Raw genomic sequence first — 25,540 nt, 5'->3', positions numbered from 1 at the left:
CTATGGCTAGAGAATCGATAAAAGCTAGAGAAAGAAAAAGAGAACGTCTTGTTGCTAAGTACGCTCAAAAAAGGGCAGAGCTTAAAGCTGCTGGTGACTGGGAAGGTTTGGATAAATTACCTAGAAACGCATCTCCAGTAAGACTACACAACAGATGTAAACTTACTGGTCGTCCTAAAGGATATATGAGGAAATTTGGCATTTCTCGTGTTACATTTAGAGAAATGGCTTCTGCAGGTAAAATACCTGGAGTAACAAAATCAAGCTGGTAAGCTTTTTTTTATTTCGCTAATAAAATATTTTCAATACCTTTGCAGGCCGATTTAGGTCGGGAGGTATTAATTTTAAATAGAATTCCAATTCTGGGTGATATCGCCAGATTGGAGACGGATTTTTGAAAAATCGAGCCGTCATAAACAAAAAACAATGACTGATCCAATAGCAGATTATTTAACACGATTACGTAATGCCATAAAGGCAAAGCATAGAGTCGTAGACATTCCTGCTTCTAACTTGAAGAAGCAGCTGACAAGTGTATTACACGAAAAAGGATACATTTTAAACTATAAGTTTGAAGATGAAGGTCCACAGGGTAATATCAAAATCGCTCTAAAATATAATAGAGTTTCAAAAAAGTCAGCTATCGAGAAATTACTCCGTGTGAGTAAGCCAGGCTTAAGAAAATATGTTGGTGCAGAGGAATTACCTAGAGTTTTAAATGGCTTAGGTATAGCTATTATCTCTACATCAAAGGGAATTATGACCGATAAAGAAGCGAGAAATCTTCATATCGGTGGTGAAGTTTTATGTCACGTATACTAAGATAAGAAGAGATGTCACGAATTGGTAAGAAACCGATTGATCTACCTCAAGGAGTATCTGTAGACGTAACCGCAGACAATGTGGTTACTGTTAAAGGACCTAAAGGAGAGCTGAAACAGGCAGTAAATCCTGATATAAAAGTAACCGTTGATGGTGCTGTTCTTATGGTTGAAAGACCAACTGAACAAAAAAGACACAAGTCACTACACGGTTTATACCGCTCATTAATCAATAACATGGTTGTTGGTGTAAGTGAGGGTTACAAGAGAGATTTAGAATTAGTAGGTGTAGGTTATAAAGCGACCGTTACTAATAACGTGTTAGAGCTAAGCCTAGGTTACTCACATAATATCTTTGTTGCTGTTCCTGATGAGATTAAGGCGAGTGCCGAAATGTTGAAAGGAAAGAACCCTACAGTTTCTTTAGAAGGAATTGATAAAGAATTGATTGGTCAAGTGGCTGCTAAGATTAAGTCATTAAGAAAATCAGAGCCTTATAAAGGTAAAGGTATCAAGTTCGTTGGTGAGGTAATCAGAAGAAAAGCTGGTAAAACTGCTTCTAAATAAGAGTAATCATGGCTGTTAGTAAAAGTAGACTAAGAATAAAAAGAGGAATTAGAAATAAGATTTCTGGAACTTCCGAAAGACCGAGAATTTCAGTTTTCAAAAGTAATTCACGTATATCTGCCCAAATTATCGATGATTCAAAAGGGCATACGCTAGTATCAGCTTCTTCTGTTGAATTTGATAGTAAGAAGAAAAATACCAACATAGAATTATCTAAAGAAGTTGGGAAAAAATTGGCTGAAAAGGCAATAGCAGAAGGTATCACCAGTGTGGTTTTCGACCGTAATGGTTATGTATACCATGGTAAAGTACAAGCATTGGCAGAAGGAGCTAGAGAAGGCGGTCTTAAATTTTAATCAGGATGTCACAGAAAAATATAAAATCAGTAAAAGCAAGTGAGATCGACCTTAAAGAAAAGGTAGTTGCGATCAAGCGTGTGGCTAAGGTAGTTAAAGGTGGTAGAAGATTTAGTTTCTCTGCAATCGTTGTAGTTGGTGACGGAAATGGTGTTGTTGGATACGGTTTAGGAAAAGCTAATGAGGTTACTGACGCGATAACTAAAGGTATTGATGATGCAAAAAAGAACTTGGTAAAAGTTCCTTTGTTGAAAGGTACTGTGCCTCACGAGTCAATCGGTAAATTTGGTGGTGGTTTCGTATTAGTGAAGCCAGCTGCTGAAGGTACTGGTGTGATTGCCGGTGGTGCGATGCGTGCCGTATTTGAAAGTGCGGGTTATCACAATGTTTTGGCCAAATCTAAAGGTTCTTCAAACCCTCACAACGTAGTAAAGGCTACATTTGATGCTCTTTTGAGCATGAGAGATGCTTATACCGTTGCTGAACAAAGAGGAATCACGATGTCTAAAGTTTTTAACGGATAATAAGAATGGCAAAGGTTCAAATTACACAGGTTAAGAGCACAATCGACAGACCTGAAAGACAAAAGAGGACAATCCAGGCTTTAGGCCTTGGTAAAATCAACAGAACAGTAGAGGTAGAGTTAACTGCATCTATTGCTGGTATGATTAATAAGGTAAATCATTTAGTATCTGTAAAGGAACTGTAAGATGGATTTGAATAGTTTAAGGCCTGCAGAAGGTTCTACGAAAAATAGAAAAAGAATAGCTAGAGGTACAGGTTCTGGTCGTGGCGGAACGTCAACACGTGGTCACAAAGGGGCTAAATCTAGATCTGGATATAAAAGCAAAGGCGGTTTTGAAGGCGGTCAAATGCCATTACAAAGACGTGTGCCTAAGTTTGGTTTTACTAACCCTAACAGAGTTGAATACAAGGCGTTAAACCTTGATTCGCTTCAAGAGTTAGCAACAAAATTAAATGCTGACACCATTGATTTCAACACTTTGATGGAGAATGGTTTTGCTCAGAAGAATGATCTAGTTAAGATTTTAGGTAGAGGCGAATTAACCTCTAAAGTGAATGTATCGGCCCATAAATTTTCTAGTTCTGCTCAAGCAGCAATCGAAAAAGTAGGCGGAACCGTTACAAAGCTTTAATATAAGATGAAGAAGTTTTTTACTACCATACGAAATATATACTCCATTGAGGAATTGAGAAATAGGATCCTAGCTACGCTGGGATTCTTGATCGTTTTCAGACTTGGATCTTTTGTTGTTTTACCTGGTGTAGACGTTGCTAAATTAACCGATGATGCGGGTGGGATATTTGGTATCCTTAACTCATTGTTAGGAGGTTCATTTAGTAGAGCATCTATATTCGGTTTAGGTATTATGCCTTATATCTCAGCTTCAATTGTAATTCAATTGATGACTGTGGCGGTACCAAGCTTCCAGAAAATGCAGAAAGAGGGTGAATCTGGTAGGAAGAAACTTACTCAAATCACTAGAGTTTTAACAATTCTAGTAACTCTTGCTCAAAGCTTTGGATATATAAAAGCGACTATTATTTCTCAAGATGCTGTTTTACCAAGCATTGACCCTTCTCTTTTCATGATCAGTTCAATGATCTTGTTAACTGCAGGTACAATGTTCTGTATGTGGTTAGGAGAGAAGATTACCGATAAAGGAATTGGCAATGGTATTTCTATGCTAATTATGATCGGTATCATTTCAAGTTTACCTGGAGCAGCATGGATGGAGTTTGTAACTACTAATGGTATAGGTAGAGCATTGTTCTCTGTGATTGAAGTAATTGTTTTGTTCTTTGTTGTAATTGTTACAGTAGCTTTGGTTCAAGCAACCAGAAGAATTCCTGTACAATATGCAAAGCAAGTAGTAGGTGGAAAGGTATATGGTGGCCAACGTCAGTTTATTCCTTTAAAGGTGAATGCCTCTGGTGTAATGCCCATCATCTTTGCTCAAGCATTAATGATTCTTCCAAGTTTATTGGCAGGGATATGGCAAGACAGTAGCGATATTGCTAACTCGATTGGAGCAGCGTTTAGTAACCCATACTCATGGCAGTATAATGTTACCTTTGCTATATTAATCATAGCATTTACATTCTTCTACACTGCCATTACGGTAAATCCATCTAACATGGCAGATGACCTTAAAAGAAGCGGTGGTTTTATCCCAGGTATTAAGCCTGGAAGACCAACCTCTGAATTTATAGGAGATGTCTTAGATAGAATTACGCTTCCTGGATCAATATTCTTAGCGATAATCGCTATCCTTCCAACTTTTGCATACAATGCAGGTGTAGGGCAGCAGTTCGCTTACTTCTACGGAGGTACCTCACTTTTAATTATGGTGGGTGTAATTTTAGATACTTTACAACAAATAGAAAGTTATTTGTTGATGCGACACTACGAAGGAATGATGAAGTCAGGCAAGATGCGTGGCCGATCTCAGAACGTAGCTGTAGCATAATATGATTCATTACAAGACTGAAGAGGAAATTCAGGTGATCCGAGAGAGTGCCGATATTCTTGGTAGAGCTCACGGAGAAGTAGCTAAACAAGTTAGAGCTGGTGTTAAAACCAAAGACTTGGATAAGATTGCGGAAGAATATATTCGTGATCACAATGCGAAAGCATCGTTCAAAGGCTACAATGGATTTCCTTCTACCCTGTGTATTTCTGTGAACGAAAATGTAGTTCATGGATTTCCAGGAGAATACGAATTGAAAGACGGTGATATAATCTCTATAGATTGTGGAGTCTTCTACAAAGGTTTTCATAGCGATTCCGCTTATACATACCCCGTAGGAGAAGTTTCCCCAGAGATATTAGCACTGCTTAAGGCAACGAAAGAGTCGTTGTATATAGGTATTGAACAAGCCAAGTATGGCAATCGGTTAGGCGATGTAAGTGCATCTATCCAGAAATACGTTGAAGACAGGGGCTACACTGTAGTACGAGAACTTGTTGGGCACGGATTAGGAAGAAGCTTACACGAATCACCTGAGGTTCCTAACTACGGTAAACGTGGACGAGGAGTTAAATTACAGGAGGGTTTAGTAATAGCCATTGAACCGATGGTCAATTTGGGTACAAGGAATATAGTTCAGGAGAATGATGGTTGGACCATCAGAACCAGAGATAGAAAGCCTTCAGCCCATTTTGAGCATACTGTGGCGATATTCAAAGACAGAACAGAAGTGTTAACAACACATAAGTATATAGAAGAAGTTTTTAAATTTTAGTATGGCAAAACAAGGATCTATTGAACAGGACGGTACTATTCTAGAAGCATTACCAAATGCAATGTTTAGAGTAGAACTTGATAATGGACACACCGTAACTGCTCATATTTCTGGTAAAATGCGAATGCACTATATCAGAATATTACCAGGTGACAAAGTGAAAATGGAGATGTCGCCATACGATTTAAGCAAAGCAAGAATTACTTACAGATATAAATAAGAAATCATGAAAGTGAAAGCATCTATCAAGAAGCGTAGTGCTGATTGTAAGCTGATCCGTAGGAATGGAAAGTTATACGTGATAAACAAAAAGAATCCTAGATTCAAACAAAGACAAGGGTAATTATGGCTAGAATTTCAGGAGTAGATATTCCGGATCACAAGAGGTCAGAGATAGGTTTGACCTATATTTTCGGAATTGGTCGCAGCTCGGCTGTTTACATTTTAAGTAAAGCCGGTATCGATGTGAACAAGAAAATTGGTGATTTAGATGACGAGGAGCAAAAAGCAATTCGTACCATCATCAGTGAAGAGTTCAAAGTAGAAGGAGTTTTAAAATCAGAGGTTCAATTGAGCATTAAGCGTCTGATGGATATTGGTTGTTACCGTGGTTTGCGACACAGAAAAGGTCTTCCTGTTCGTGGTCAACATACTAAAAACAACTCACGTACCCGAAAAGGTAAGAGAAAGACTGTTGCGAACAAGAAAAAAGCAACCAAGTAATTTGAATTAATGGCCGCTAGGTCTGAAAATATTTGAAGAATGGCTCAGAAGAGAAAAGATAAAGCTAAAAAACGAGTAGTTCAGGTTGAAGCTATTGGACAAGCCCACATTAAGGCTTCTTTCAATAACATCATCATATCAATCACTAACCTACAAGGTCAAGTGATTTCTTGGGCATCTGCTGGTAAAATGGGTTTTAAGGGTTCTAAAAAGAACACTCCTTATGCAGCCCAAATGGCAGCCCAAAATTGCGCTCAAACTGCCTACGATTTGGGTTTGAGAAAAGTTGAGGTATTTGTTAAAGGACCAGGCTCAGGAAGAGAGTCTGCTATTAGATCACTCCAAAATACTGGTATCGAAGTAACGATGATTAAAGATGTTACTCCATTGCCACACAACGGATGTCGTCCTCCAAAACGTAGAAGAGTTTAATCCAGAAATTAGAAAGTAATGGCAAGATATACAGGTCCTAAGGCCAAAATTGCGAGAAGATTTAACGATCCTATCTTTGGTCATAGCAAAGCATTGCAAAAGAAAGCTTACCCTCCTGGTCAACACGGAAGAGGTAGAAGAAAAAAACAATCTGAATATGCTATCCAGTTAATGGAGAAGCAAAAAGCAAAATACACTTATGGTGTATTGGAGCGTCAGTTTGCTAACACGTTCGATCGTGCATCAAGAAAATCAGGTATTACAGGTGAAATCCTTTTACAAATGTTGGAGGCAAGACTTGATAATACAGTATATAGAATGGGTATTGCTCCTACAAGAAGAGGTGCAAGACAATTAGTTTCTCACAAACACATCACCGTGAATGGAGAACTAGTTAACATCCCATCTTATGTAGTTCAACCAGGTGATGTAGTAGGAGTAAGAGAGAAGTCTAAATCTCTAGAGGCCATCACCGACAGTTTAGCTAACAATTCAGCACAAAAATATCCATGGATTGAGTGGAATAAAGCTGAAATGAACGGTAAGATGATTGCTCTACCTATGAGGGACGAAATTCCTGAAAAAATCAATGAGCAGCTTATTGTCGAGCTTTACTCTAAATAATCTATTTAAGAACTTAAACGATCTAATCATATGTCAATACTCGCATTTCAAATCCCTGAAAAGGTGGTGATGGAAAAGGCGGACGACTTTCACGGTCTGTTCACATTTAAACCGCTTGAAAAAGGATACGGGGTTACAATCGGTAATGCATTAAGAAGAATTCTTCTTTCTTCATTAGAAGGTTACGCTATCACAGGTATTAAAATCCCTGGTGTTTTGCATGAATTCTCAACGATTGAGGGTGTTGTAGAAGACGTAGCGGAAATCATTCTAAATTTAAAGAAGGTTCGTTTCAAGAAAATCTCCGACACTGTTGATAATAAAATTACTGTAATTATTGAAGGTCAGGATAAGTTTGCTGCTGGTGATATTGGAAAATTCACTGGTGCTTTCGAAATCCTTAACCCAGATGAAGTAGTGTGTCACCTTGATAGTTCGGTAAAGTTCGAAATTGAGCTTTCTATCGATAAGGGTAGAGGTTACGTTCCTGCTGAAGAGAACAGACCTTCTGAGCAATTATTCGGATACATTCCAATTGACGCTATTTATACGCCAATCAAAAACGTAAAATTCAGTGTAGAAAACACTAGGGTTGAACAAAAAACTGACTATGAAATGTTGGTTTTGGATATTCAAACTGACGGTTCTATTCACCCTGAGAACGCTTTGAAAGGTGCAGCCCATATCTTAATTCAACACTTCATGCTATTCTCTGATCAGAATATGATCTTGGAAACAGGTTCTCTAGATGAGCCAGAGCAAGTAGATGAAGAAATGCTTCATATGCGTAAGTTGTTAAAAACTCAACTGAACGATCTTGATCTTTCAGTAAGAGCTTACAACTGTCTTAAAGCTGCTGATGTAAGAACATTAGGCGACTTAGCAAGACTTGAAATTTCTGATATGATGAAATTCAGAAACTTCGGTAAAAAGTCTTTGGCTGAATTGGAGCAACTAATAGCTGATAAGAACCTTACTTTCGGTATGGACTTATCAAAATATAAACTTGACGAGGAATAAAGTAAGATGAGACACGGGAAGAAATTTAATCACCTGAGTAGAAAGGCACCGCATAGAAAAGCAATGCTTTCTAACATGGCTTCTTCTTTGATCGCGCACAAGAGAATTTCAACTACTGTAGCGAAGGCAAAGGAGCTTAGGAAATATGTTGAGCCTCTTATTACAAAAGCTAAGACTGATACTACTCACTCAAGAAGAGTTGTATTCTCTTATCTTCAAAATAAGGAAACGGTAACAACACTTTTCAACGAGATCGCAGAAAAGGTAGCAGACAGACCTGGAGGGTACACTAGAATTATCAAAACTGGAAACAGATTAGGTGATAATGCTGATATGTGTATCATTGAATTAGTAGACTACAACGAATTACTACTTAAAGAAGCAACTCCTGCTAAGAAGAGCAGAAGAAGCAGAAGAGGTGGTAAGAAAGATGACGCTACTACTGAAGCTACTCCGGCAGCAAAAGCACCTAAGGCAGCAAAAGAAGAAGCTGTAGAGGCACCAGCTGCTGAAACTGAAGAAACTCCTGAAGCTAAAGCTGAAGAAGCGAAAGAAGATGATAAGAAAGACGGGGAATAATTCTACTTTCTTAAAAATATAGAATAAGGGATTGAGCTAATTTGTTCAATCCCTTTTTTATTTACTTTTGTATCGCATTGAAGAATTGAATTTGCGCACGAATCTATAAATATGTCCACAACGAATAATATCAACAGTAAAAGAAAAGCCATTCTTCTTTTAGCAGATGGAAGCCGCTACGAAGGTACTGCCATTGGTAAAATAGGTATTGCCGGAGGCGAAATTTGCTTCAATACAGGAATGACAGGTTACCAAGAAATTTATACCGATCCATCTTACTATGGTCAGATTGTAGTAAATACTACTTCTCACATTGGTAATTATGGTGTAGAAGATGACGAGCAAGAGTCCGATTCTCCAAAAATTAGAGGGTTAGTAGTCAACGACTTTTCAAATGATTACAGCCGTAAAACAGCAGACGGTTCACTTCAAGACTATTTAGAGAAAAATAATATAGTTGGAATTTCTGATGTAGATACTCGCCTTTTGGTAAGGTATATTAGAGACAAAGGTGCTATGAATGCTATTATTTGTTCGGAAGACCTTTCTGATGATGAATTAAAGGCAAAAGTGGCCGAGATTCCTTCCATGGATGGCTTAGAATTGTCTTCTTATGTAAGCACTAAAGAACCTTACTTTGTAGGAGATGAAAATGCTGATATCAAAATCGCAGTACTCGACATCGGAGTAAAGACGAGTATTTTGAAACATTTGGCAAGTAGAGGTGCCTATTTAAAGGTTTTTAATGCCAAAACCACTTTTGAAGAAATGAGCGAGTGGAACCCTGATGGATACTTTTTGTCAAATGGGCCTGGAGACCCCGCTGCAATGCCTTATGCTGTTGAAACTGCACAGAAAATAATGGAAGAAGATAAACCACTTTTTGGCATTTGTCTTGGTCATCAAGTGATTGCCCTGGGCTGTGGTGCAACTACATTTAAAATGCACAACGGACATAGAGGCTTGAATCACCCTGTTAAAAACTTGATTTCAGGTAAAAGCGAAATCACCTCTCAGAACCATGGCTTCGCAGTAGATTTAACTACGCTAAAGGAAGCCGGAAGTATGGAGTTAACCCATATCAACCTGAATGACGATACTGTTGCAGGTTTACAAGTAAAAGGAAAGAAAACATTTTCAGTGCAATACCACCCAGAGTCTTCACCTGGGCCGCATGATTCACGCTATTTATTCGATCAATTTATTAACCTTATCAAATCATAATATCAATGAGTTTAATTGAAAGTATCCACGCAAGACAAATTCTTGACTCGAGAGGAAATCCTACCATTGAAGTAGATGTAATTACTGAAAACGGTGTTTTAGGCCGTGCTGCAGTTCCATCTGGAGCTTCAACTGGAGCACATGAAGCTGTTGAGTTAAGAGATGGAGATAAAGACGTGTACCTTGGTAAGGGAGTCTTGAAAGCTGTGGAAAATGTAAATGACACCATTGCTGCCGAATTAATTGGCTTTTCTGTTTTCGAGCAAAATTTGCTCGATAAGATTATGATTGAGGTAGACGGAACAGAAAATAAAAGTAACCTAGGTGCGAATGCTATTTTGGGTGTTTCTTTGGCTATTGCTAGGGCAGCTGCAGCTGAACTTGGTCTTCCGCTTTACCGTTACGTGGGTGGCGTTAATGCAAATACGCTTCCTGTTCCTATGATGAACATTATTAACGGAGGCTCTCACGCAGATAATTCTATCGACTTTCAAGAATTCATGATTATGCCTGTTGGGGCTAAGAGCTTTACTGAGGCAATTCAAATGGGAGCTGAGGTGTTCCATCACTTAAAGAAAGTACTTTCTTCTCGTGGTCTTTCTACTAACGTAGGCGATGAAGGTGGCTTTGCTCCAAATTTAGCATCTGATGATGAAGCGCTTGAAGTGATTTCAGAAGCGGTTAAAAATGCAGGCTATAAAGTAGGCGAAGATTTCGTTTACGCGCTAGATGTGGCTTCTTCTGAATTCTATTTGAAAGATGAAAAAGTATATCATTTTAAAGATTCTACAGGAAATAAAATGACGCCAGTCGAAATGGCTGATTACCTTGCTTCACTCTGCGAAAAATATCCAATCATGTCGATTGAAGATGGTATGTTCGAAGACGATTGGGAAGGCTGGAAAGCCCTAACTGATAAAATTGGTAGCAAAGTGCAGTTAGTGGGAGATGATTTGTTCGTAACGAACGTGAAGCGTTTACAAAAAGGGATTGATGGTGGTATTGCCAATTCAATCTTGATTAAGGTAAACCAAATAGGTACTTTGACTGAGACAATTGAGGCGGTAAGCTTAGCCAACAGAAATGGCTATACCGCTGTAATGTCACACAGGTCTGGCGAAACAGAAGACAATACTATTGCAGACTTAGCAGTAGCACTGAACACTGGTCAAATCAAAACTGGATCAGCTTCGCGCTCAGACAGAATGTCGAAATACAACCAATTGCTTAGAATTGAAGAGGAATTGGGAGAAGTGGCTAAATATCCTGGAAAGGATTTCAGAAAGGTTTACTAAGTCGAATAATACTTCATAGTTAAAAGGCTTCATTCTGTAAAGGATGAAGTCTTTTTGCTTTATATGCATTATAAAGCCTGTCATATGAGTTAACAGTAAATCGTCATACTTTTGATTTTGTGCTAAAAAGTTAGTTACTTTTGTACTATGAAGGCTTTCACCAAGGTTCCTCGCTTCGCAAAGAGTTTTTACTTCCTCTTCGGAACGTTTTTTATTATTTGGATGCTGTTTGTAGACTCAAATGACATCGTGACTCAGATTAGGCTGAAGTCGAAACTAAGTAATCTTGAAAAACAGAAAGAATACTACCTAGAGAAAAAAGTAGAAGTACTTAAGAATAGAGAAGAGTTGACGACTAATCAGGAGTTACTTGAGAAGTTCGCAAGAGAAAAGTACTTAATGAAGAAACCATCTGAAGATCTTTTCGTCATAGTAACGGAAGACTAAATCAAGAAAAAAATATGCATACCAAGTCCTCTTTTTGAGGACTTTTTCGTTATCAGAACTATGAGAAAACTATTCACCCTTGTCGCCTTATTTTTTATAAGCTTTTCAAGCCTTCAGGCTCAGATTTACTTCGAGGAAGAACCTCAAGAAGCGGATTCTGTTAGTTTTATGGATCGGGTTTATTTTGGAGGAAATTTTTCATTCAACCTCGGTACCAACTTTACTTATATCGATGTTTCACCGCTAGCCGGTTATATGATTACTCAGGACTTTTCTGCGGGTTTAGGTGCCACATATCTTTATCTTTCCCGTAAGTACACTCTTCTACCTTCACGTGACGAATTTAAAGTGAGTAGTAATGTATATGGAGGGCGTACTTTTCTTAGACATAATATTTTCGACACCTATTTTGCTCATTTGGAATTTGAGACTTTGAATGTTGAATTTGCCCCAGATCCTTTTAGTGAAGCTACGAATCGTGAATGGGTACCTGGCTTATTTATTGGTGGCGGTGCATTTCAACCTATTTTTGGAAAGGGCGGATTAAATATTACGGTACTATATAACCTGCTTCATGATGACCTTAGGTCTCCTTACGGAAGTGCATTGGTAATACGAGGCGGAATTACTTTTTGATCTAAGCTTGATTTCAAATCTGGAAAAACCCTCCAAAAGTTGATGTAATTATATCATCAGTGGTAATTCACTTTGTTTAAAGTCTAAATAGGAATTTTTGGAGGGCTCTCTTAATCTACTCTGGTTTTTAGAAATCAATCCCAAATTTCTTACCTACTTCTTTCAAATCATCTACCACAGGTTGAAGTAGTGGAATTCCTTGTGCCATTCTTATTTTCTCCATTTCGCGTTCTGGGTCACCGGGAATAAGCACAGGCTGTTCTGAATCTACGGGAGTTGAGCTTCTAAATCGCTGAATCCAATTGTCCATATGCTCTTTAAATTCTGATGCAGGGCGGAAAGCATCTACACGCATAGCACCAAAGAAATGGCCTAGGCCTTCGCCAACGGGGTCACTTACCGGATCCATAAAGCTTACAAACGGAGGTGCCCAAGGACCATAATTTGCACCAGAGAGTACAGCAGAGAAAATATCTACTACCGAACCCATAATATAACCTTTATGGCTTCCGTGTAACCTACTTCCGCCTAAAGGCCGTAAAGCACCACCTTCTTTTACTCCGAAGGCATTGGTGGTATCTATGCCGTCTTTGTCTTGCACCCAACCCTGAGGTACGGGTTCTCCCTTTCTTTGAAGAATTTCGAGTTTACCATTGGCCGCTGTGGTGGTAGCAAAGTCGCCCACAAAGGGAGGTTCGTTTCCGGCTGGAATTGCAATGGCAATTGGATTGGTACCTAAAAGTCTTTCTTTAGAAAAAGTAGGAGAAACTAAAGGACTGGCATTGGTCATTGAAATGCCAATCATGTCGTTTTGTGCAGCCAATAACGAATGGTAGCCAGCAATGCCATAGTGGTTAGAGTTTTTTACCGAAACCCAGCCTGTTCCTACATTTTTTGCCTTATCCATGGCTACTCTCATAGCGAAAGGAGCAACGACTAAACCCAAGCCAGCATCCCCATCAACAACGGCCGTGCTTGGGGTTTCATAAGTTATTTTGATGTTCGGGGTCGCATTAATTCTTCCTTTTTCCCAAAGCCTAACGTAGCCAGTAAGTCGCGCGACCCCATGAGAGTCGATTCCTCTTAAGTCGGCAGAAAGAAGTGTTTCACAAGCCTGGGTAGCATCTGCTTCTGAGCAACCCATTTTAATAAAAACAGAATGAGAAAACTGATATAAATCTTGGTAAGAATAATTCGACATGCTTTTATTTTTTAATTCGGAGTGCTTTTCTCCGAAATCTTAATGTGCGAAAACGAAGTATATAAAAGCCCTTCTTTTAATGCGTAAGCGCAGGCTGTAATATTTTCGGTATTCATGTGTTTTAATACAAACTGTATTAGGCAACTGGCTACAACAATCATATCTACACGCATGGTTACCATGCCAGGTATATGCATTCGCTCTTTCCTGTTCTTGGTAATCAGTTCTTTGTAAATACGGTTGTTTGCTTCTATCGGGAATTGGAAAATCAAGCTATTCGGAGCTCTTTCAATCCCATTCTCTTTCATGTAAATTTCAGAAAGGGTGTCAAAGGTGCCCGAACATCCAATTAAGCCTTGAGGCTTGAACTCTTCAATAGCACTTACTAAGCTAGAAAGTTCAGTTTCGAGCCAAGAACTCATTTCTTCTATACTTTCTTGAGGCATAGGATCGTCCTTATGGAATTTATCTAAAAGCCTTTGCGCTCCAATTTCGAAGCTTTGTTTCCAGAAGATTTCTTCGTTGTTTCCTATGATGAACTCTACACTTCCGCCACCAATATCCATTACCAACTGTGGCGTTTCTGTGAGGTGAAAAGTAGACTTCACTCCATAGAAAATGAGTTCAGCTTCACGGTCACCAGAAATAATTTGAATGTCAATAGAAGTTTTCTCTTTGATCTCATCCAACAGTTGTTGGCCATTTTTAGCCGATCGAATGGCGCTTGTGGCAACTCCCGTAACGGTTTTTACCTCGAATTGGTCGATAATAGTTTTGAAAACTTGAAGGGTGTGAAGGGCTCTTTTTTTGGCATCAGCTGAGATTCTCCCTTTGCTAATGCCATTCTTGCCAATTTTTACGGCTATTTTCTCGCGGTATAGCGTTTTGACCTCGCGCTTGCTCAACTCCACTATAAATAAGTGGAAGGTATTAGTGCCCAAATCAATAACTGCTATTCTCTCTTTCATGCCCCTCTGCAAAGATGGGCGAATATAAGGCATTCTATTAAAATATGGGTGTTCATCGAAAGGTAATAGATGCCGATTATGTTCTTTTTTTGTACTGACCTGTATATCTTTGGCAAGTATATAAAACCACATCTATGGCTAAGAATACCCCGCTTAAAAAGCATAAGACCAAAGCAGAAAAAATTGAATGGTTAGAGCAGAAAAATGCAGAAGCCTTATTAGGTGGAGGCCAGAAACGGATCGATAGTCAACATAAAAGAGGTAAGCTTACCGCTAGAGAACGTCTTGAACTCTTACTAGATGAAGGAAGCTTTGAAGAAATAGGCAAGTTTGTAGAACACAGAGCTACGGATTTCGGTCTGGAAAAAGAAATCTACTTGGGTGATGGCGTTGTGACGGGGTATGGAACGGTTCATGGCCGTTTAGTATATGTGTATTCACAAGATTTCACCGTGTTTGGAGGTTCGCTTTCTGAAACACATGCCGAAAAGATTGTTAAAATTATGGATTTGGCCATGAAGAACGGTGCGCCTGTGATTGGCCTAAACGATTCTGGTGGGGCTCGAATTCAAGAAGGCGTAGTGTCGCTTGGCGGTTATGCCGATATCTTTTATAGAAACACCTTGGCATCAGGTGTAGTACCTCAAATTTCTGCCATTATGGGGCCATGTGCGGGTGGTGCGGTATATTCGCCAGCCATTACCGATTTTATCTTCATGGTAGAAAACACTTCTTATATGTTTGTTACGGGGCCAAATGTGGTGAAAACTGTAACACAAGAGGAAGTAACTTCTGAAGAATTAGGAGGTGCCAGTACGCACAGTACAAAAAGTGGAGTGACACATTTCGCCTCCGCCAATGAGGTCCAGTGCATTAATGAAATCAAACAACTGCTGTCGTACATCCCGCAGAACTGCGAAGACACGGCTCCAGTATATGAATATGATTTAAATGAAGATGCGGTAAGAACCGTATTAAATGATATTATTCCAGAAAACCCGAATCAGCCTTACGACATGCGTGAGGTAATTGAAGGTTTGGTTGATGAGGATTCTTTCTTCGAAGTCCATAAAAACTACGCAGAGAACATTGTGGTGGGCTTTGCCCGAATTGGTGGAAGAAGTATTGGTATTGTAGGAAACCAACCGGCTTCTATGGCTGGGGTTTTAGATATTGATGCGAGTGTAAAAGGTGCGCGATTTGTACGTTTCTGTGATTGTTTCAATGTGCCTTTGTTGGTGTTAGAGGATGTACCAGGCTTCTTGCCGGGCACAGACCAAGAATGGAATGCTATTATCACCAATGGAGCCAAGTTGTTGTATGCTTTCTCTGAAGCTACAGTGCCAAGAATTACCGTAATCACCAGAAAGGCTTACGGTGGGGCCTATGATGTAATGAACTCAAAGCATATTGGGGCAGACATGAACTATGCTTGGCCTTCGGCTGAAATTGCTGTAATGGGAGCTAAGGGTGCTGCAGAAATCATTTTCAAAAGAGAAATTGCCGCTGCCGATGATCCAGAGGCCAAACTCGAAGAGAAAGTAGACGAATACACTGAGAAGTTTGCCAACCCTTATCGTGCTGCCCGAAGAGGTTATGTGGATGAAGTTATTCTACCGCAAGATACCCGCAAGAAACTTATTAGGGCCTTTACCATGTTGGAGAACAAGGTGGCTACGCTGCCTAAAAAGAAACACGGGAACATTCCTTTGTAAGAAGGAATTCTCTGTACCGAATTAAATTATAGAACTGGCCTTGGCCAGTTTTTTAGCATTTAGAATACTGAAAATTATGAATCAAAAGAGTCAGGAATTCCTTACCAAATATTTAAATAATGCTTCGCCAACAGGTTTTGAAGCTTCAGGTCAACAAATCTGGTTGGATTATATTAAGCCATTTACAGATACTTATTTCACGGATAAATACGGAACAGCAGTAGGGGTAATCAATCCTGATGCACCCTTTAAAGTGGTGATTGAAGCACATGCCGATGAGATCAGCTGGTTCGTAAACTACATTGACGACAACGGCTACATTTATGTAGTTCGAAATGGTGGTTCTGATCACCAAATAGCGCCTTCAAAAAGGGTGAACATCCATACAGAGAAAGGAATTGTGAAAGGTGTTTTTGGTTGGCCAGCCATTCACGTGCGCGATAAAGCGTCTGAAAAATCACCTTCACTGAAAAATATCTTTATCGATGTAGGAGCAGAGTCGAAACAGGAAGTGCTCGATATGGGCGTTCATGTGGGTACTGTAATCACTTTTGACGATGAGGTTTTCAAACTGAATAAGAAGTTCTGGTGTGGGCGTGCACTCGATAACCGTATTGGTGGATTTATGATTGCCGAAGTAGCCAGAAGACTTCATGAAGAAGGAAAGAAACTTCCATTTGGTCTTTATGTGGTCAATTCGGTACAAGAAGAAATTGGTTTGCGTGGTGCAGAAATGATTGCCGCTAGAATTAAACCAGATGTAGCCATCATTACAGACGTATGTCACGATACGGCTTCTCCAATGTATGAAAAACAATTGCAAGGTGATCAGAAATGCGGTTTAGGGCCTGTGTTGGCTTATGGCCCTGCGGTACATAACAATGTGTTGAAAATGCTTATCGAAGTTGCGGAGAAAAATAAGATTGACTTCCAGCGTCATGCAAGCTCAAGGTCAACGGGCACCGATACTGATGCTTTTGCTTATTCAAACGAAGGTGTGCCTTCAGCTTTAATTTCTTTGGCTTTGAAGTACATGCACACTACCGTAGAAACTGCGCACGAAAGTGATATTGAGAAAGTAATTGAATTGATGTATCAGTTTATTATTCAATTGCCTGCCGATCATGATTTTAGCTATTTAAAATAATTAGTTTGGAAGGGGGTATAAGAATCGTGTTGGATCAAATGGGACGAAAGGTAGAAGTGCCTAGCTTGCCTCAGCGCATTATTTCTTTAGTACCTTCCCAAACAGAGTTATTATATGATTTAGGACTTGGTGACCGCGTTGTTGGGGTCACCAAGTTTTGTATTCACCCAAGCCAATGGCATCAATCCAAAATCTTTGTGGGTGGCACCAAGCAGTTTAAGTTCGATGTAATTGATGAACTCAAACCTGATCTAATCATTGGAAATAAAGAAGAAAACTACATTGAAGGCATAGAGGAACTGGCCAAGAAATACCCTGTTTGGATGAGTGATATCACTGGATTGGATCAAGCTTTCGATATGATTTTGGCCATTGGTAATTTGGTGGACGAAAGGGCTAAATCCATCTCTATTGTTGAAAAAGTGAAGGAAGGTTTTGCTTCGCTTCCCTATAAGTCGAGAAGAAAGACACTGTATCTTATTTGGAAGAAGCCTTATATGGCAGCAGGCAGAGCAACCTTTATTGATGAAATGATGGATTTCGCTGGCTTTGAAAATGTGCTTTCAGAAACACGTTATCCAGAACTTACGCTAGAGGCTATTCAAGAATTAACGCCAGAAGCTATTCTTCTTTCTTCGGAACCTTACCCTTTTAAAGAAAAGCACATCAGCGAATTAAAGGCAGTTTTGCCCAATTGTGATGTTCAGCTTGTAGATGGCGAAATGTTCAGTTGGTACGGAAGTAGACTAATGCAAGCCCCTTCTTATTTCGCAAACCTGAAATAAAGAGAGGAAGCCCCAGCAGCTTCCTCATACAAGGTTACTTAAATACGGCAATCTCGTTGCACGCATCTGAATTGTAACACTCCCAAATGTTTTGTCGCTTAAAACCAAGCTTCTTTCTAGAGCCATCTTTTAAAGCAAATTTATGATCTCCCTGCCACACCTTCTTTTTTGATTTATGCTGTGTAGCAGCATAGTAGAAGTAAGTTTGTTCGTCAGAATTACCCATTAACTTCTTTTCTTTTGGGTCTAAAACTTCGAAGCCCGAGGTCACCCAGTCACCATTGTATTCTTTGTACCGAATGGCGACTTCAATTTTTTCACGCGAACGATTCTCAAAATAAATATGATACTCTTTTTTGTTATCCTTTTCCGTAGTGTCTGAAGTATGTAGTGTGGTATCTGAACGATAGAAATCAACCGTACCCTCGATCTGTTCGAGCATTGGACTAGTGTAAGGTCCAGTAACTTTTTCGGCACGAGGTGTACCGAGAAAAGCCACTAGGCTCGTGCATAGCACGAGCACTAAATTAGTGACAGTTTTCATAAAACGTTTAGGTGAAACGGACTTAAAGATGAAGTATTAATATGAAATATTCAACATATTTACATAAAACTTTTTTAAGCCCGAGAATTGGCTAAACGTGGCGCTGCCAGAAGGGAAGTGGGGTTCAGAATAATGTAATACCGTTGGCTTTAAATTCTTGCCTGATAAGTGTACAATTGGAAATACCTTCCTTCTTTCGCAATCAAATCATCGTGTGTACCTCTTTCAGCAATTTCACCATTTTCTATTACTAAAATTTGATCGGCTTTGCGAATGGTACTTAAGCGGTGAGCAATTACAAAAGTGGTTCTGCCCTTCATTAAGCTCGATAAACTTTCCTGAATGAATGATTCACTTTCGGTATCTAGGTTAGAAGTGGCTTCGTCAAGAATAAGGATTTTTGGGTCGGCTAAAACTGCTCGGGCAATGGCAATTCTCTGTCGTTGACCACCAGAAAGTTTCACACCTCTTTCACCAATTACGGTTTCCAAACCTTTTTCAAAGCGATCGGTAAATTCATTTACATAGGCTGCTTTCACTGCGTTCTGTAAATCTTCCTCAGAAGAATCTGGTCTTGGGAAAAGAATGTTTTCGCGGATGGTTCCTTCAAAAAGGAAGTCATCTTGAAGTACCACACCTAATTTCCTTCTATAACTTTTCAATAAAATGGTAGAAAGGTCGATGCCATCAATGGTGATTTTTCCTTCACGTGGGTTAAGGAATGAAGCGGCCAAACCTGCAATCGTAGATTTACCTGAACCAGAAGTTCCCACCAAGGCGGTAACGCTACCTGAAGGTGCATCGAAACTGATGTTTTTCAAAACGTCTACATCTTTTTCATAGGCGAATGAAACATTTTCGAATTTTATATTGGCGTCTGTTTCTTTAAGCTTGACGGTTCGATTTTCATCATCGTCTTCCGCCTTCATCAATATAATTTCTTCAGTACGATCCAATCCAGCAAATGCCTCTGTAATCTGACTACCAATGTTCGACATTTGAACGATTGGGGCAATGAGTAAAGCGAGCAAACCAATAAAAGCGAAAAGCTCACCAGTAGTCATGATTCCTTCAATAATATAATAACCACCAATACCGAGAATACCAGTGCTCGCCACACCCGCCAAAAGGAAGGTGGCTGAACTTGTGACCACGGCAGTGGCGGTAAGTGTTTGTTTTACGTTTTCATATAGCGATCTCACACCGCCTTCAAAGCTTTCGGTTTCTTGTAATTCGGCACCAAAGCCTTTGATTACGCGAACTCCGCTTAAGGTTTCCGTTAGTCGGCCAGTAACTTCCGCATTGAGTTGACCTCTCTTTCTGAAAATTGGTCTTAAATAGGCAAAGGCCTTCATGGCGATTAAACCGAAAATAATAACCGGAACGACTACAAATGCGGTGAGTTTAGCGTTCATGTTGATTAACAATACGAGTACGGCTACAGCGGTAATTGTTCCGCCAATCAGTTGAACAAAGCCTGTACCTACCAAATTTCTTACGCCTTCTACATCCGTCATAATTCTTGAAACTAATGCTCCTGACTTGGTGCTATCGAAGAAATTTAGGGGGAGTGATAAAATTTTCTTTTGTACTTGAACACGCAATTCAGCAATGAGTTTTTGCGCTTGAACGCTGAGGATACGTGTAAGGGCGAAGGAAGTAATGGCTTGGGTGATAATGGCCGCTATGGTAATAAGGATAACGGTTTTTAGCATTTCCATGTCTTTGTTCACCACAACATCGTCAATAAGGTATTGAGTGGCTTTAGGAAGCACTAAACTGGCCGCACTTCTCAGTAGAATTAAGACCAGTCCAAAAAGTAAAAGCCCTCTTTTGGGCCAAATGATTCTTTTAAAAACCTCACCTATTGTGATGTTGTCGAGCTTTTTCTTCTTTGCCATGGTAAACGCTGAAATATAGTATGACCAACCGTCTTGAAAGTCAGTTAGTTCAATTGATCAAAAGTAATTTGAATGACATTGTCACCGACCTGTTGCCAATTCAATGTCTTTCCAAAAACCAGGGTATGATTTGTTGACTACGCTGGGGGCTTTGATGATGATATCTTGTAAAGTACACAGGGGAGCAAAGGCCATGGCCATCCTATGGTCGTCATAGGTTTCAATCTCGATCGGCTCATCACTCAATTCGAATTTCGACCGAAGCTCAAATACCTCTGGTGCTACTTCTTTTAGCTTGACCTTAAATTTTTTCAATTCCTTTTTTAGGGCTTTTACTCGGTTGGTTTCTTTGATGACCAAGCTTTCTAAGCCCGTCATGGTGCATTGTATTTTCTTTGCCGCACACACAACGGCTATGGTTTGGGCTAAATCTGGGCAATCGCTGAAGTCAAAATTCACTTCATTAGAATGAGGAATTTTCTGAAGCACTACACCATCGGCTTCGAAAGTACTCATTACACCCAGTTGGTTCATCATATGCACAATGGCAATGTCGCCCTGAAGCGATTTTTGCCTGAGTCCTTTCAATTTGATTTTGGCTTCATCGGCCAAGGCCACAAAGCTATACCAATAGCTTGCACCCGACCAATCGGATTCTACTACATATGGATAATCTTTGTATTGTTGTGGCTTAATTTCAATGGTTTGGTTGGTCCAGTTGGAATGAATTCCAAAAAGCTTCATCATGTCCAAAGTCATTTGGATATAAGGGCGAGAACCGATTTTCCCTTTTAATTCTAAGCTAAGCCCTTGTGGCAAACATGGGGCAATCATTAATACAGCCGATATAAATTGACTGCTTACATCGCCCTTCATCTTAATCCGATTGGATTTCTGTTCTTTGATCGGTTTTACCTTGAGTGGAGGAAAGCCTTCTTCTTTTAAAAACTTCACCTTGGCCCCAATGCTTTTGAGTGCATCTGCTAAAATCTTTATCGGACGCTGCTGCATTCTTTCTGTGCCTGTAAGTATTCTTGAGCTTTCACCCAAAACAGAAAAGGCAGTGAGAAATCGCATGGTGGTTCCAGCATCTAAAACATCGAGTGTTTCTTCTTTGCTTGCCAATAACCGAATCATCGTCTGCGTATCTCTGGCCTCTGATAAGTTTTGGATTTCAGAAATATTGCCCGAAAGTGCATTAATGATTAAGGCCCTATTGCTCTCACTTTTAGAAGCAGGAAGTGGAATTTCTACTTCTCTAAGTTGGGGTGAGTGTTTAAGGTGAATAGTGTCCAAGGTTATTGCTTCAGTTTAATGAAATAGAACAATGCATCAATGACGTCTTTTTCGTCTACAGCGATATCGTAAGTAGCCTTTCCGATGTTCATCAGAAGGGAATGGTTGAGGAGGTTGTTAAGATTCTTTTTGTCTTGGTACATGAGTTTTACTATGCCCGAAAAGTCCTCTTTAGCGATGTTAATTTCAGGATAAATTTCGAGAATGGTGCGAGAAATTTGCAATAGATTTTCTTCCGAAAAACCCAGTAGTTTTTTTGACAAGTAGGCTTCACAGATCATTCCAGCAGCAATTGCTTCTCCGTGTAAAAGCTTTTTGTCGGTATTTAAATAGAAGCTTTCAATGGCGTGACCTATCGTGTGGCCAAAGTTTAAAATCTTTCTGAGTCCAGCTTCTTTTGGGTCGGCTTTTACCACAGCTGTTTTTATTTCTACGGAATGCGCAATCACGGCTTCCCAGTTTTCAATATCCAAACCATGGGCAGTGGTTTGCTTAAAATAATCAGCATCGGCTATTAGCCCGTGTTTAATTACTTCTGCAAAACCCGACCTGAGTTCTCTTGGCGCTAAGGTTTTTAGAAACACCGGGTCGATCAAAACACTTTCTGGCTCTTGAAAAAAGCCCAAATGGTTTTTAAAACCCATAAAGTCGATTCCTAACTTTCCGCCTACATTGGCATCTACAGCGGCCAATAGGGTAGTGGGGATGTTGATAAATCGAATTCCACGTTTGTAAGTCACCGCACAGAAACCACCCATATCGCCAATTACACCACCACCCAAATTGATCAGCAATGCTTTTCTGTCAAAATTGTTTGTGGTGAATTGCTCCCAAATGTGTTCGCAAGTGCGAAGGGTTTTGTGTACTTCGCCCGAAGTAATTTGTATGAGCAAATGCTCAGGCAGAAAGGCTTGTATCAAAGGATAACAATGCACATGCGTATTCTCATCGACTAAAACCGCTAGTTGCGTAAAGTCAGTTTCCTTTAATACCGCCTTAAGGCTGGTTTCTATGTGGTCAATTACAATGTGGCTCATGCTTTTGTTAATGGACGGGTTTCTTTCAGTTGTGCTTCTTGCTTTTTCACTGATTCCTCGTGAATAGCAAATAAAAGGCTTTTCATAAACTTCTCCGTCATGTTTTTACGCAAGCCATCCTGAATTCTGCTTTCCATTACTTCTTCCCAACGGCTGGGCTGGTAAACGGCCAAATTATGTTCACGCTTATAGTCGCCTACTTGCTCTATTACTTTGAACCTTTCGGCAAAAAGTTCTAGTAATTGGGCATCTAGTAAATCAATTTTTTGTCTGAACTGCTCCAGTTCATTGAGCATTTCTGGATGTTCATCTACATTTTCTCTGAAAATTAGGCTTTCGTAAATGATCTTGAGCGTGTCTGGGGTAATCTGTTGTTTGGCATCGCTCCAAGCCTTGTCTGGGTCGTGATGGGTTTCAATCATTAAACCATCCAAGCCAAAGTTAATGGCCCTTTGACTCACGGCTCCAATGATTTCGCGTGCGCCAGCAATATGGCTTGGGTCACAAATCACAGAAATGCCAGGAATCATGCGTTTTAAGTGAATGGGTAAAGACCACTCAGGCTTGTTGCGGTATCTTTTTTCGTAAGGATCTGAAAAACCTCTATGAATACCAGCTACTTTTTTAATGCCTACTTTATTAAGCCTTTCAAAAGCACCTAACCAAAGTTGAAGGTCTGGATTGATCGGGTTTTTTACCATTACAGGAATGTTGGTGCCTTTTAAGGCTTCGCAAATTTCTTGTACCGAAAATGGGTTTACCGTGGTTCTAGCGCCAATCCAAAGCACGTCTACACCAGCTTTTAGTGCTGCTTCTACATGTTCTGTTTTCGCTACTTCTACGGTAACGGGCACATTCAGAATGTCTTTGGCAATTTGTAGCCATTCTAATGCTTCAGCACCAACGCCCTCAAAAGAGCCCGGTCTAGTTCTGGGTTTCCATACCCCCGCCCTAAATAACTCAACAGGGCTTCCTTTTAAACCTTTGGCAATGGTTTCGATTTGCTGCGGACTTTCTGCGCTGCAAGGGCCGGCAATAAGCACATGCTCTGATAATCCTAGCCCCCAATCTTTAATGTCGATGATGTTCATAATTACGTTTGGTCAAAAAAAAAGCCCGACTCTTTCGAACCGGGCTAATAAAATATTTTTACAATTTCATTTAATGATAGCGCAGGCTCGATCCCGAGTGGGTTCTAAAGTAAAAAAAGTAATAAAATGATGTCCTTGCTGCTAACATGCGATAAACTTAGGTATCTCTTCTTTAAAGAAAAATATAAAATGAAATTATTTTTTAAGCATTCTCTACCAAAGCGAAAGTAGTGCTGTTGGTTGAATGGTCTTCAATGTTTTCTGATAACAATATAAGATCATTGGCTTCTATCGCATCTTTGCTGGCAATTACCCCTGCGTTTTTTTCACGGTTATTCTTCAATTCATGAATGGCACTTACCGTGCTAGTACTTGAAATGAAAGTGATATGGCTGTATTTGATAAAGAATTTTTGGGTCTCTTTGATTGCCATTGGGTGAGAATAAATCTTCTTTATTCCCTCAATATTGGTTGCCTTAAAACTTCCCAAGCAAAGATGAATCGGAAGCTCAAATTGCTCCAGAATACGATGGCCAGAGTTTTTGATTCGCTCTAAATTATCTCCAACTAAGCCGGAGGTGTTGTTTTTGATGGCGATCAATGCTTTTTTAATTCGCTTTTCTTTGAGCGCTTTAAAAATTTCATCAAAAGAGGTGAAAAGCATATGGTTCATATTGGGCAAAAACTTTTGCCTAGCCATATCATGATAAGTGTTTTCAGGGCCGAGTAGTCCTAGTTCAGTCATTAGGTTGTTTGTCTTGTTCTGTATTAAATACGGATGTCTGTATCCTTACGGATTGCTGATGAATATGTCGGTAAAGTTCGCGAATAAATTCGGGGTCTAAGTTTAAAGATTTCGCCCATTCTGGTCTGGATTGCAAAATCTCTTTCCAGCGGCTAATTTGAAAGATAGCCACGTTGTTGTCTTTTTTGAACTCTCCAATTTTTTCAACCAGGCTCAATCGGGTGGCAATAGCTTCCAATATTTCCCTGTCTGCTTGGTCTATTTGCTCACGAATAATGTCTAGCTGATTGTTGAAGTCTTCATTTTTAGAAGTATGATTTCTTAAAATCAGATTCTCCAAAAGAAGATTAAAGGCATTGGGAGTAAGCTGTTGCGCATTATCACTAAGCGCATTGTCAGGGTCAATATGCGTTTCAATCATTAAGCCATCAAAATCAAGGTCTAAAGCCCGTTGCGATAGTTCTGCTATGAGACTTCTTTTTCCACCGATATGGCTTGGGTCGCAGAGCAAAGGCAAGTCTGGGAATTCACTTTTCAATTCCATTGGGATTTGCCACAGCGGAGTATTGCGATATTTGCTTTGCTGAAAAGTTTGAAAGCCACGGTGTATGGCACCAAGATTTTTGACGTCACATTTTAACAGCCTTTCCAAAGCCCCTTTCCAAAGTGATAAATCTGGATTGATGGGGTTCTTTACAAAAACAGGAAGGTTTGTGCCTCTGAGTGCTTCGGCAATTTCTTGTACGTTAAATGGGTTAACGGTGGTACGTGCCCCAATCCATAATAAGCCAGCGCCATTTTTTAAAGCAATGTCTACATGTTCGGTAGAGGCTACTTCGGTAGCAAACTTAAAACCGAGCTCCTTTTGCACTTCCTTCACCCATTCAAAAGCCACTTCGCCCATGCCTTCGAAAGAGCCGGGGCGGGTTCGGGGTTTCCAAATTCCGCCTCTAATAAAGTCTACTTTAGAAAGGTCTAATCCTTTAAGCGTTTCTAAAAATTGACTTTGGCTTTCTATGCTACAAGGCCCGGCAATAATGATGGGCTTTTTGTCGCTGTCTAACCGTCTGTGTAAAGGGAGATTAGTCATGTATATTTCGTTTGCAACTCATTAGTAAC

32 protein-coding genes are annotated in these 25,540 nt (G+C 39.8%); 23 read left to right on the top strand and 9 right to left on the bottom strand.

The features are described from left to right. Window positions 1-2: 2 nt before the first annotated feature. From rpsN to AWW67_RS04635, 20 genes are all read left to right on the top strand, one after another. Window positions 3-272 (top strand): 30S ribosomal protein S14, encoded by a 270-nt coding sequence (gene rpsN, locus AWW67_RS04725; RefSeq protein ID WP_053222920.1) that lies wholly within the window; start codon window positions 3-5, stop codon window positions 270-272. A 154-nt stretch (window positions 273-426) separates the two neighbouring features. After that, entirely contained in the window at window positions 427-822 is a 396-nt protein-coding gene (rpsH, locus tag AWW67_RS04720; RefSeq protein ID WP_053222919.1) for a 30S ribosomal protein S8, read from the top strand. A gap of 11 nt (window positions 823-833) precedes the next feature. Further along, the gene (rplF, locus tag AWW67_RS04715) at window positions 834-1,388 is read left to right on the top strand and encodes a 50S ribosomal protein L6 (RefSeq protein ID WP_053222918.1); all 555 of its coding nucleotides are present in this window, start codon (window positions 834-836) and stop codon (window positions 1,386-1,388) included. Window positions 1,389-1,396: 8 nt separating this feature from the next. Next, entirely contained in the window at window positions 1,397-1,744 is a 348-nt protein-coding gene (rplR, locus tag AWW67_RS04710; protein WP_053222917.1) for a 50S ribosomal protein L18, read from the top strand. A gap of 5 nt (window positions 1,745-1,749) precedes the next feature. Continuing rightward, window positions 1,750-2,268, top strand: coding sequence for a 30S ribosomal protein S5 (rpsE, locus tag AWW67_RS04705; RefSeq protein WP_053222916.1), 519 nt, complete (start codon window positions 1,750-1,752; stop codon window positions 2,266-2,268). 5 nt (window positions 2,269-2,273) lie between these two features. Then, entirely contained in the window at window positions 2,274-2,453 is a 180-nt protein-coding gene (rpmD, locus tag AWW67_RS04700; protein ID WP_053222915.1) for a 50S ribosomal protein L30, read from the top strand. Between the two features lies 1 nt (window position 2,454). Beyond that, entirely contained in the window at window positions 2,455-2,901 is a 447-nt protein-coding gene (rplO, locus tag AWW67_RS04695) for a 50S ribosomal protein L15 (RefSeq protein WP_053222914.1), read from the top strand. Window positions 2,902-2,907: 6 nt separating this feature from the next. Further along, window positions 2,908-4,236, top strand: a complete 1,329-nt coding sequence (gene secY, locus AWW67_RS04690; protein ID WP_053222913.1) for a preprotein translocase subunit SecY — start codon at window positions 2,908-2,910, stop codon at window positions 4,234-4,236. A gap of 1 nt (window position 4,237) precedes the next feature. Further along, window positions 4,238-5,011, top strand: coding sequence for a type I methionyl aminopeptidase (gene map, locus AWW67_RS04685; protein WP_062300510.1), 774 nt, complete (start codon window positions 4,238-4,240; stop codon window positions 5,009-5,011). A gap of 1 nt (window position 5,012) precedes the next feature. Continuing rightward, a complete protein-coding gene (gene infA, locus AWW67_RS04680) occupies window positions 5,013-5,231 on the top strand; it encodes a translation initiation factor IF-1 (protein ID WP_053222911.1) in 219 nt (72 codons plus the stop codon). Between the two features lie 6 nt (window positions 5,232-5,237). Then, window positions 5,238-5,354 (top strand): type B 50S ribosomal protein L36, encoded by a 117-nt coding sequence (ykgO, locus tag AWW67_RS18675; protein WP_082338105.1) that lies wholly within the window; start codon window positions 5,238-5,240, stop codon window positions 5,352-5,354. Between the two features lie 2 nt (window positions 5,355-5,356). Then, on the top strand, window positions 5,357-5,734 hold the full coding sequence (gene rpsM / locus AWW67_RS04675; RefSeq protein ID WP_062300509.1) for a 30S ribosomal protein S13: 378 nt from the start codon (window positions 5,357-5,359) through the stop codon (window positions 5,732-5,734). Between the two features lie 39 nt (window positions 5,735-5,773). Then, window positions 5,774-6,166: a 30S ribosomal protein S11 gene (gene rpsK, locus AWW67_RS04670; RefSeq protein ID WP_053222909.1), complete on the top strand. Its 393-nt coding sequence runs from the start codon at window positions 5,774-5,776 to the stop codon at window positions 6,164-6,166. Window positions 6,167-6,184: 18 nt separating this feature from the next. Further along, window positions 6,185-6,790 carry a 30S ribosomal protein S4 gene (gene rpsD / locus AWW67_RS04665; protein ID WP_053222908.1) on the top strand — a complete coding sequence of 202 codons (606 nt, stop codon included), beginning with the start codon at window positions 6,185-6,187 and terminating at the stop codon, window positions 6,788-6,790. A gap of 30 nt (window positions 6,791-6,820) precedes the next feature. Further along, window positions 6,821-7,810 (top strand): DNA-directed RNA polymerase subunit alpha, encoded by a 990-nt coding sequence (locus tag AWW67_RS04660; RefSeq protein ID WP_053222907.1) that lies wholly within the window; start codon window positions 6,821-6,823, stop codon window positions 7,808-7,810. A 6-nt stretch (window positions 7,811-7,816) separates the two neighbouring features. After that, a complete protein-coding gene (gene rplQ, locus AWW67_RS04655) occupies window positions 7,817-8,389 on the top strand; it encodes a 50S ribosomal protein L17 (RefSeq protein ID WP_062300508.1) in 573 nt (190 codons plus the stop codon). A gap of 111 nt (window positions 8,390-8,500) precedes the next feature. Further along, window positions 8,501-9,613: a glutamine-hydrolyzing carbamoyl-phosphate synthase small subunit gene (carA, locus tag AWW67_RS04650; RefSeq protein WP_062300507.1), complete on the top strand. Its 1,113-nt coding sequence runs from the start codon at window positions 8,501-8,503 to the stop codon at window positions 9,611-9,613. A 5-nt stretch (window positions 9,614-9,618) separates the two neighbouring features. Next, entirely contained in the window at window positions 9,619-10,908 is a 1,290-nt protein-coding gene (gene eno, locus AWW67_RS04645) for a phosphopyruvate hydratase (protein WP_053222904.1), read from the top strand. 147 nt (window positions 10,909-11,055) lie between these two features. Further along, window positions 11,056-11,355, top strand: coding sequence for an FtsB family cell division protein (locus AWW67_RS04640; protein ID WP_062300506.1), 300 nt, complete (start codon window positions 11,056-11,058; stop codon window positions 11,353-11,355). A 60-nt stretch (window positions 11,356-11,415) separates the two neighbouring features. Then, window positions 11,416-11,991: a hypothetical protein gene (locus AWW67_RS04635; protein ID WP_062300505.1), complete on the top strand. Its 576-nt coding sequence runs from the start codon at window positions 11,416-11,418 to the stop codon at window positions 11,989-11,991. Window positions 11,992-12,118: 127 nt separating this feature from the next. On the opposite strand, the gene AWW67_RS04630 is transcribed toward AWW67_RS04635, so the two are convergent. Both AWW67_RS04630 and AWW67_RS04625 read right to left on the bottom strand, forming a co-directional pair. Then, window positions 12,119-13,192 (bottom strand): Ldh family oxidoreductase, encoded by a 1,074-nt coding sequence (locus AWW67_RS04630; protein ID WP_062300504.1) that lies wholly within the window; start codon window positions 13,190-13,192, stop codon window positions 12,119-12,121. An 11-nt stretch (window positions 13,193-13,203) separates the two neighbouring features. Further along, complete coding sequence (locus tag AWW67_RS04625) at window positions 13,204-14,160, bottom strand: Ppx/GppA phosphatase family protein (protein ID WP_062300538.1); 957 nt, start codon at window positions 14,158-14,160, stop codon at window positions 13,204-13,206. 134 nt (window positions 14,161-14,294) lie between these two features. On the opposite strand from AWW67_RS04625, the gene AWW67_RS04620 reads away from it, so the two are divergent. From AWW67_RS04620 to AWW67_RS04610, 3 genes are all read left to right on the top strand, one after another. Further along, window positions 14,295-15,875 carry an acyl-CoA carboxylase subunit beta gene (locus tag AWW67_RS04620; RefSeq protein WP_053222900.1) on the top strand — a complete coding sequence of 527 codons (1,581 nt, stop codon included), beginning with the start codon at window positions 14,295-14,297 and terminating at the stop codon, window positions 15,873-15,875. Between the two features lie 76 nt (window positions 15,876-15,951). Then, window positions 15,952-17,022 (top strand): M42 family metallopeptidase, encoded by a 1,071-nt coding sequence (locus tag AWW67_RS04615; RefSeq protein WP_062300503.1) that lies wholly within the window; start codon window positions 15,952-15,954, stop codon window positions 17,020-17,022. A 38-nt stretch (window positions 17,023-17,060) separates the two neighbouring features. Then, the gene (locus tag AWW67_RS04610) at window positions 17,061-17,807 is read left to right on the top strand and encodes a helical backbone metal receptor (RefSeq protein WP_062300502.1); all 747 of its coding nucleotides are present in this window, start codon (window positions 17,061-17,063) and stop codon (window positions 17,805-17,807) included. 34 nt (window positions 17,808-17,841) lie between these two features. Here AWW67_RS04610 and AWW67_RS04605 read toward each other — a convergent pair whose 3' ends face one another. The 7 genes from AWW67_RS04605 to AWW67_RS04575 all read right to left on the bottom strand — a co-directional run bounded on the left by AWW67_RS04605 (window position 17,842) and on the right by AWW67_RS04575 (window position 25,511). Continuing rightward, the gene (locus tag AWW67_RS04605; RefSeq protein WP_062300501.1) at window positions 17,842-18,351 is read right to left on the bottom strand and encodes a DUF1036 domain-containing protein; all 510 of its coding nucleotides are present in this window, start codon (window positions 18,349-18,351) and stop codon (window positions 17,842-17,844) included. Between the two features lie 149 nt (window positions 18,352-18,500). Further along, window positions 18,501-20,252, bottom strand: a complete 1,752-nt coding sequence (locus AWW67_RS04600; protein ID WP_062300500.1) for an ABC transporter ATP-binding protein — start codon at window positions 20,250-20,252, stop codon at window positions 18,501-18,503. Between the two features lie 81 nt (window positions 20,253-20,333). Then, entirely contained in the window at window positions 20,334-21,548 is a 1,215-nt protein-coding gene (locus tag AWW67_RS04595) for a 3-phosphoshikimate 1-carboxyvinyltransferase (RefSeq protein WP_062300499.1), read from the bottom strand. Between the two features lie 2 nt (window positions 21,549-21,550). Further along, window positions 21,551-22,585 (bottom strand): 3-dehydroquinate synthase, encoded by a 1,035-nt coding sequence (aroB, locus tag AWW67_RS04590; RefSeq protein WP_062300498.1) that lies wholly within the window; start codon window positions 22,583-22,585, stop codon window positions 21,551-21,553. Further along, window positions 22,582-23,679: a bifunctional 3-deoxy-7-phosphoheptulonate synthase/chorismate mutase type II gene (locus tag AWW67_RS04585; RefSeq protein WP_062300497.1), complete on the bottom strand. Its 1,098-nt coding sequence runs from the start codon at window positions 23,677-23,679 to the stop codon at window positions 22,582-22,584. Before AWW67_RS04585 ends, aroB begins: the two co-directional genes overlap by 4 nt. A gap of 199 nt (window positions 23,680-23,878) precedes the next feature. Further along, window positions 23,879-24,421 (bottom strand): prephenate dehydratase, encoded by a 543-nt coding sequence (locus AWW67_RS04580; RefSeq protein WP_062300496.1) that lies wholly within the window; start codon window positions 24,419-24,421, stop codon window positions 23,879-23,881. Further along, on the bottom strand, window positions 24,414-25,511 hold the full coding sequence (locus AWW67_RS04575) for a bifunctional 3-deoxy-7-phosphoheptulonate synthase/chorismate mutase type II (protein WP_062300495.1): 1,098 nt from the start codon (window positions 25,509-25,511) through the stop codon (window positions 24,414-24,416). Before AWW67_RS04575 ends, AWW67_RS04580 begins: the two co-directional genes overlap by 8 nt. Window positions 25,512-25,540 lie beyond the last annotated feature (29 nt).

This window comes from Roseivirga seohaensis, from assembly GCF_001592945.1.
Taxonomy (GTDB): Bacteria; Bacteroidota; Bacteroidia; order Cytophagales; family Cyclobacteriaceae; genus Roseivirga; species Roseivirga seohaensis.
The sequence above is the reverse complement of the archived record's forward strand: the minus strand, read 5'-3'. Positions and strand labels throughout refer to the sequence as shown.

Excerpts from the sequence above, each read along its gene's own strand:
- AWW67_RS04620 (WP_053222900.1), top strand. The coding sequence starts at position 14,295 with ATGGCTAAGAATACCCCGCTTAAAAAGCATAAGACCAAAGCAGAAAAA.
- rpmD (WP_053222915.1), top strand. The coding sequence starts at position 2,274 with ATGGCAAAGGTTCAAATTACACAGGTTAAGAGCACAATCGACAGACCT.
- rpsM (WP_062300509.1), top strand. The coding sequence starts at position 5,357 with ATGGCTAGAATTTCAGGAGTAGATATTCCGGATCACAAGAGGTCAGAG.
- AWW67_RS04600 (WP_062300500.1), bottom strand. The coding sequence starts at position 20,252 with ATGGCAAAGAAGAAAAAGCTCGACAACATCACAATAGGTGAGGTTTTT.
- carA (WP_062300507.1), top strand. The coding sequence starts at position 8,501 with ATGTCCACAACGAATAATATCAACAGTAAAAGAAAAGCCATTCTTCTT.
- AWW67_RS04610 (WP_062300502.1), top strand. The coding sequence starts at position 17,061 with ATGGGACGAAAGGTAGAAGTGCCTAGCTTGCCTCAGCGCATTATTTCT.
- AWW67_RS04580 (WP_062300496.1), bottom strand. The coding sequence starts at position 24,421 with ATGACTGAACTAGGACTACTCGGCCCTGAAAACACTTATCATGATATG.
- rplQ (WP_062300508.1), top strand. The coding sequence starts at position 7,817 with ATGAGACACGGGAAGAAATTTAATCACCTGAGTAGAAAGGCACCGCAT.
- AWW67_RS04575 (WP_062300495.1), bottom strand. The coding sequence starts at position 25,511 with ATGACTAATCTCCCTTTACACAGACGGTTAGACAGCGACAAAAAGCCC.
- AWW67_RS04630 (WP_062300504.1), bottom strand. The coding sequence starts at position 13,192 with ATGTCGAATTATTCTTACCAAGATTTATATCAGTTTTCTCATTCTGTT.
- rplO (WP_053222914.1), top strand. The coding sequence starts at position 2,455 with ATGGATTTGAATAGTTTAAGGCCTGCAGAAGGTTCTACGAAAAATAGA.
- AWW67_RS04625 (WP_062300538.1), bottom strand. The coding sequence starts at position 14,160 with ATGAAAGAGAGAATAGCAGTTATTGATTTGGGCACTAATACCTTCCAC.
- secY (WP_053222913.1), top strand. The coding sequence starts at position 2,908 with ATGAAGAAGTTTTTTACTACCATACGAAATATATACTCCATTGAGGAA.
- rpsE (WP_053222916.1), top strand. The coding sequence starts at position 1,750 with ATGTCACAGAAAAATATAAAATCAGTAAAAGCAAGTGAGATCGACCTT.
- AWW67_RS04605 (WP_062300501.1), bottom strand. The coding sequence starts at position 18,351 with ATGAAAACTGTCACTAATTTAGTGCTCGTGCTATGCACGAGCCTAGTG.
- rplR (WP_053222917.1), top strand. The coding sequence starts at position 1,397 with ATGGCTGTTAGTAAAAGTAGACTAAGAATAAAAAGAGGAATTAGAAAT.
- rpsH (WP_053222919.1), top strand. The coding sequence starts at position 427 with ATGACTGATCCAATAGCAGATTATTTAACACGATTACGTAATGCCATA.
- rpsN (WP_053222920.1), top strand. The coding sequence starts at position 3 with ATGGCTAGAGAATCGATAAAAGCTAGAGAAAGAAAAAGAGAACGTCTT.
- rpsD (WP_053222908.1), top strand. The coding sequence starts at position 6,185 with ATGGCAAGATATACAGGTCCTAAGGCCAAAATTGCGAGAAGATTTAAC.
- AWW67_RS04640 (WP_062300506.1), top strand. The coding sequence starts at position 11,056 with ATGAAGGCTTTCACCAAGGTTCCTCGCTTCGCAAAGAGTTTTTACTTC.
- AWW67_RS04660 (WP_053222907.1), top strand. The coding sequence starts at position 6,821 with ATGTCAATACTCGCATTTCAAATCCCTGAAAAGGTGGTGATGGAAAAG.
- map (WP_062300510.1), top strand. The coding sequence starts at position 4,238 with ATGATTCATTACAAGACTGAAGAGGAAATTCAGGTGATCCGAGAGAGT.
- rplF (WP_053222918.1), top strand. The coding sequence starts at position 834 with ATGTCACGAATTGGTAAGAAACCGATTGATCTACCTCAAGGAGTATCT.
- rpsK (WP_053222909.1), top strand. The coding sequence starts at position 5,774 with ATGGCTCAGAAGAGAAAAGATAAAGCTAAAAAACGAGTAGTTCAGGTT.
- infA (WP_053222911.1), top strand. The coding sequence starts at position 5,013 with ATGGCAAAACAAGGATCTATTGAACAGGACGGTACTATTCTAGAAGCA.
- AWW67_RS04635 (WP_062300505.1), top strand. The coding sequence starts at position 11,416 with ATGAGAAAACTATTCACCCTTGTCGCCTTATTTTTTATAAGCTTTTCA.
- eno (WP_053222904.1), top strand. The coding sequence starts at position 9,619 with ATGAGTTTAATTGAAAGTATCCACGCAAGACAAATTCTTGACTCGAGA.
- aroB (WP_062300498.1), bottom strand. The coding sequence starts at position 22,585 with ATGAGCCACATTGTAATTGACCACATAGAAACCAGCCTTAAGGCGGTA.
- ykgO (WP_082338105.1), top strand. The coding sequence starts at position 5,238 with ATGAAAGTGAAAGCATCTATCAAGAAGCGTAGTGCTGATTGTAAGCTG.
- AWW67_RS04615 (WP_062300503.1), top strand. The coding sequence starts at position 15,952 with ATGAATCAAAAGAGTCAGGAATTCCTTACCAAATATTTAAATAATGCT.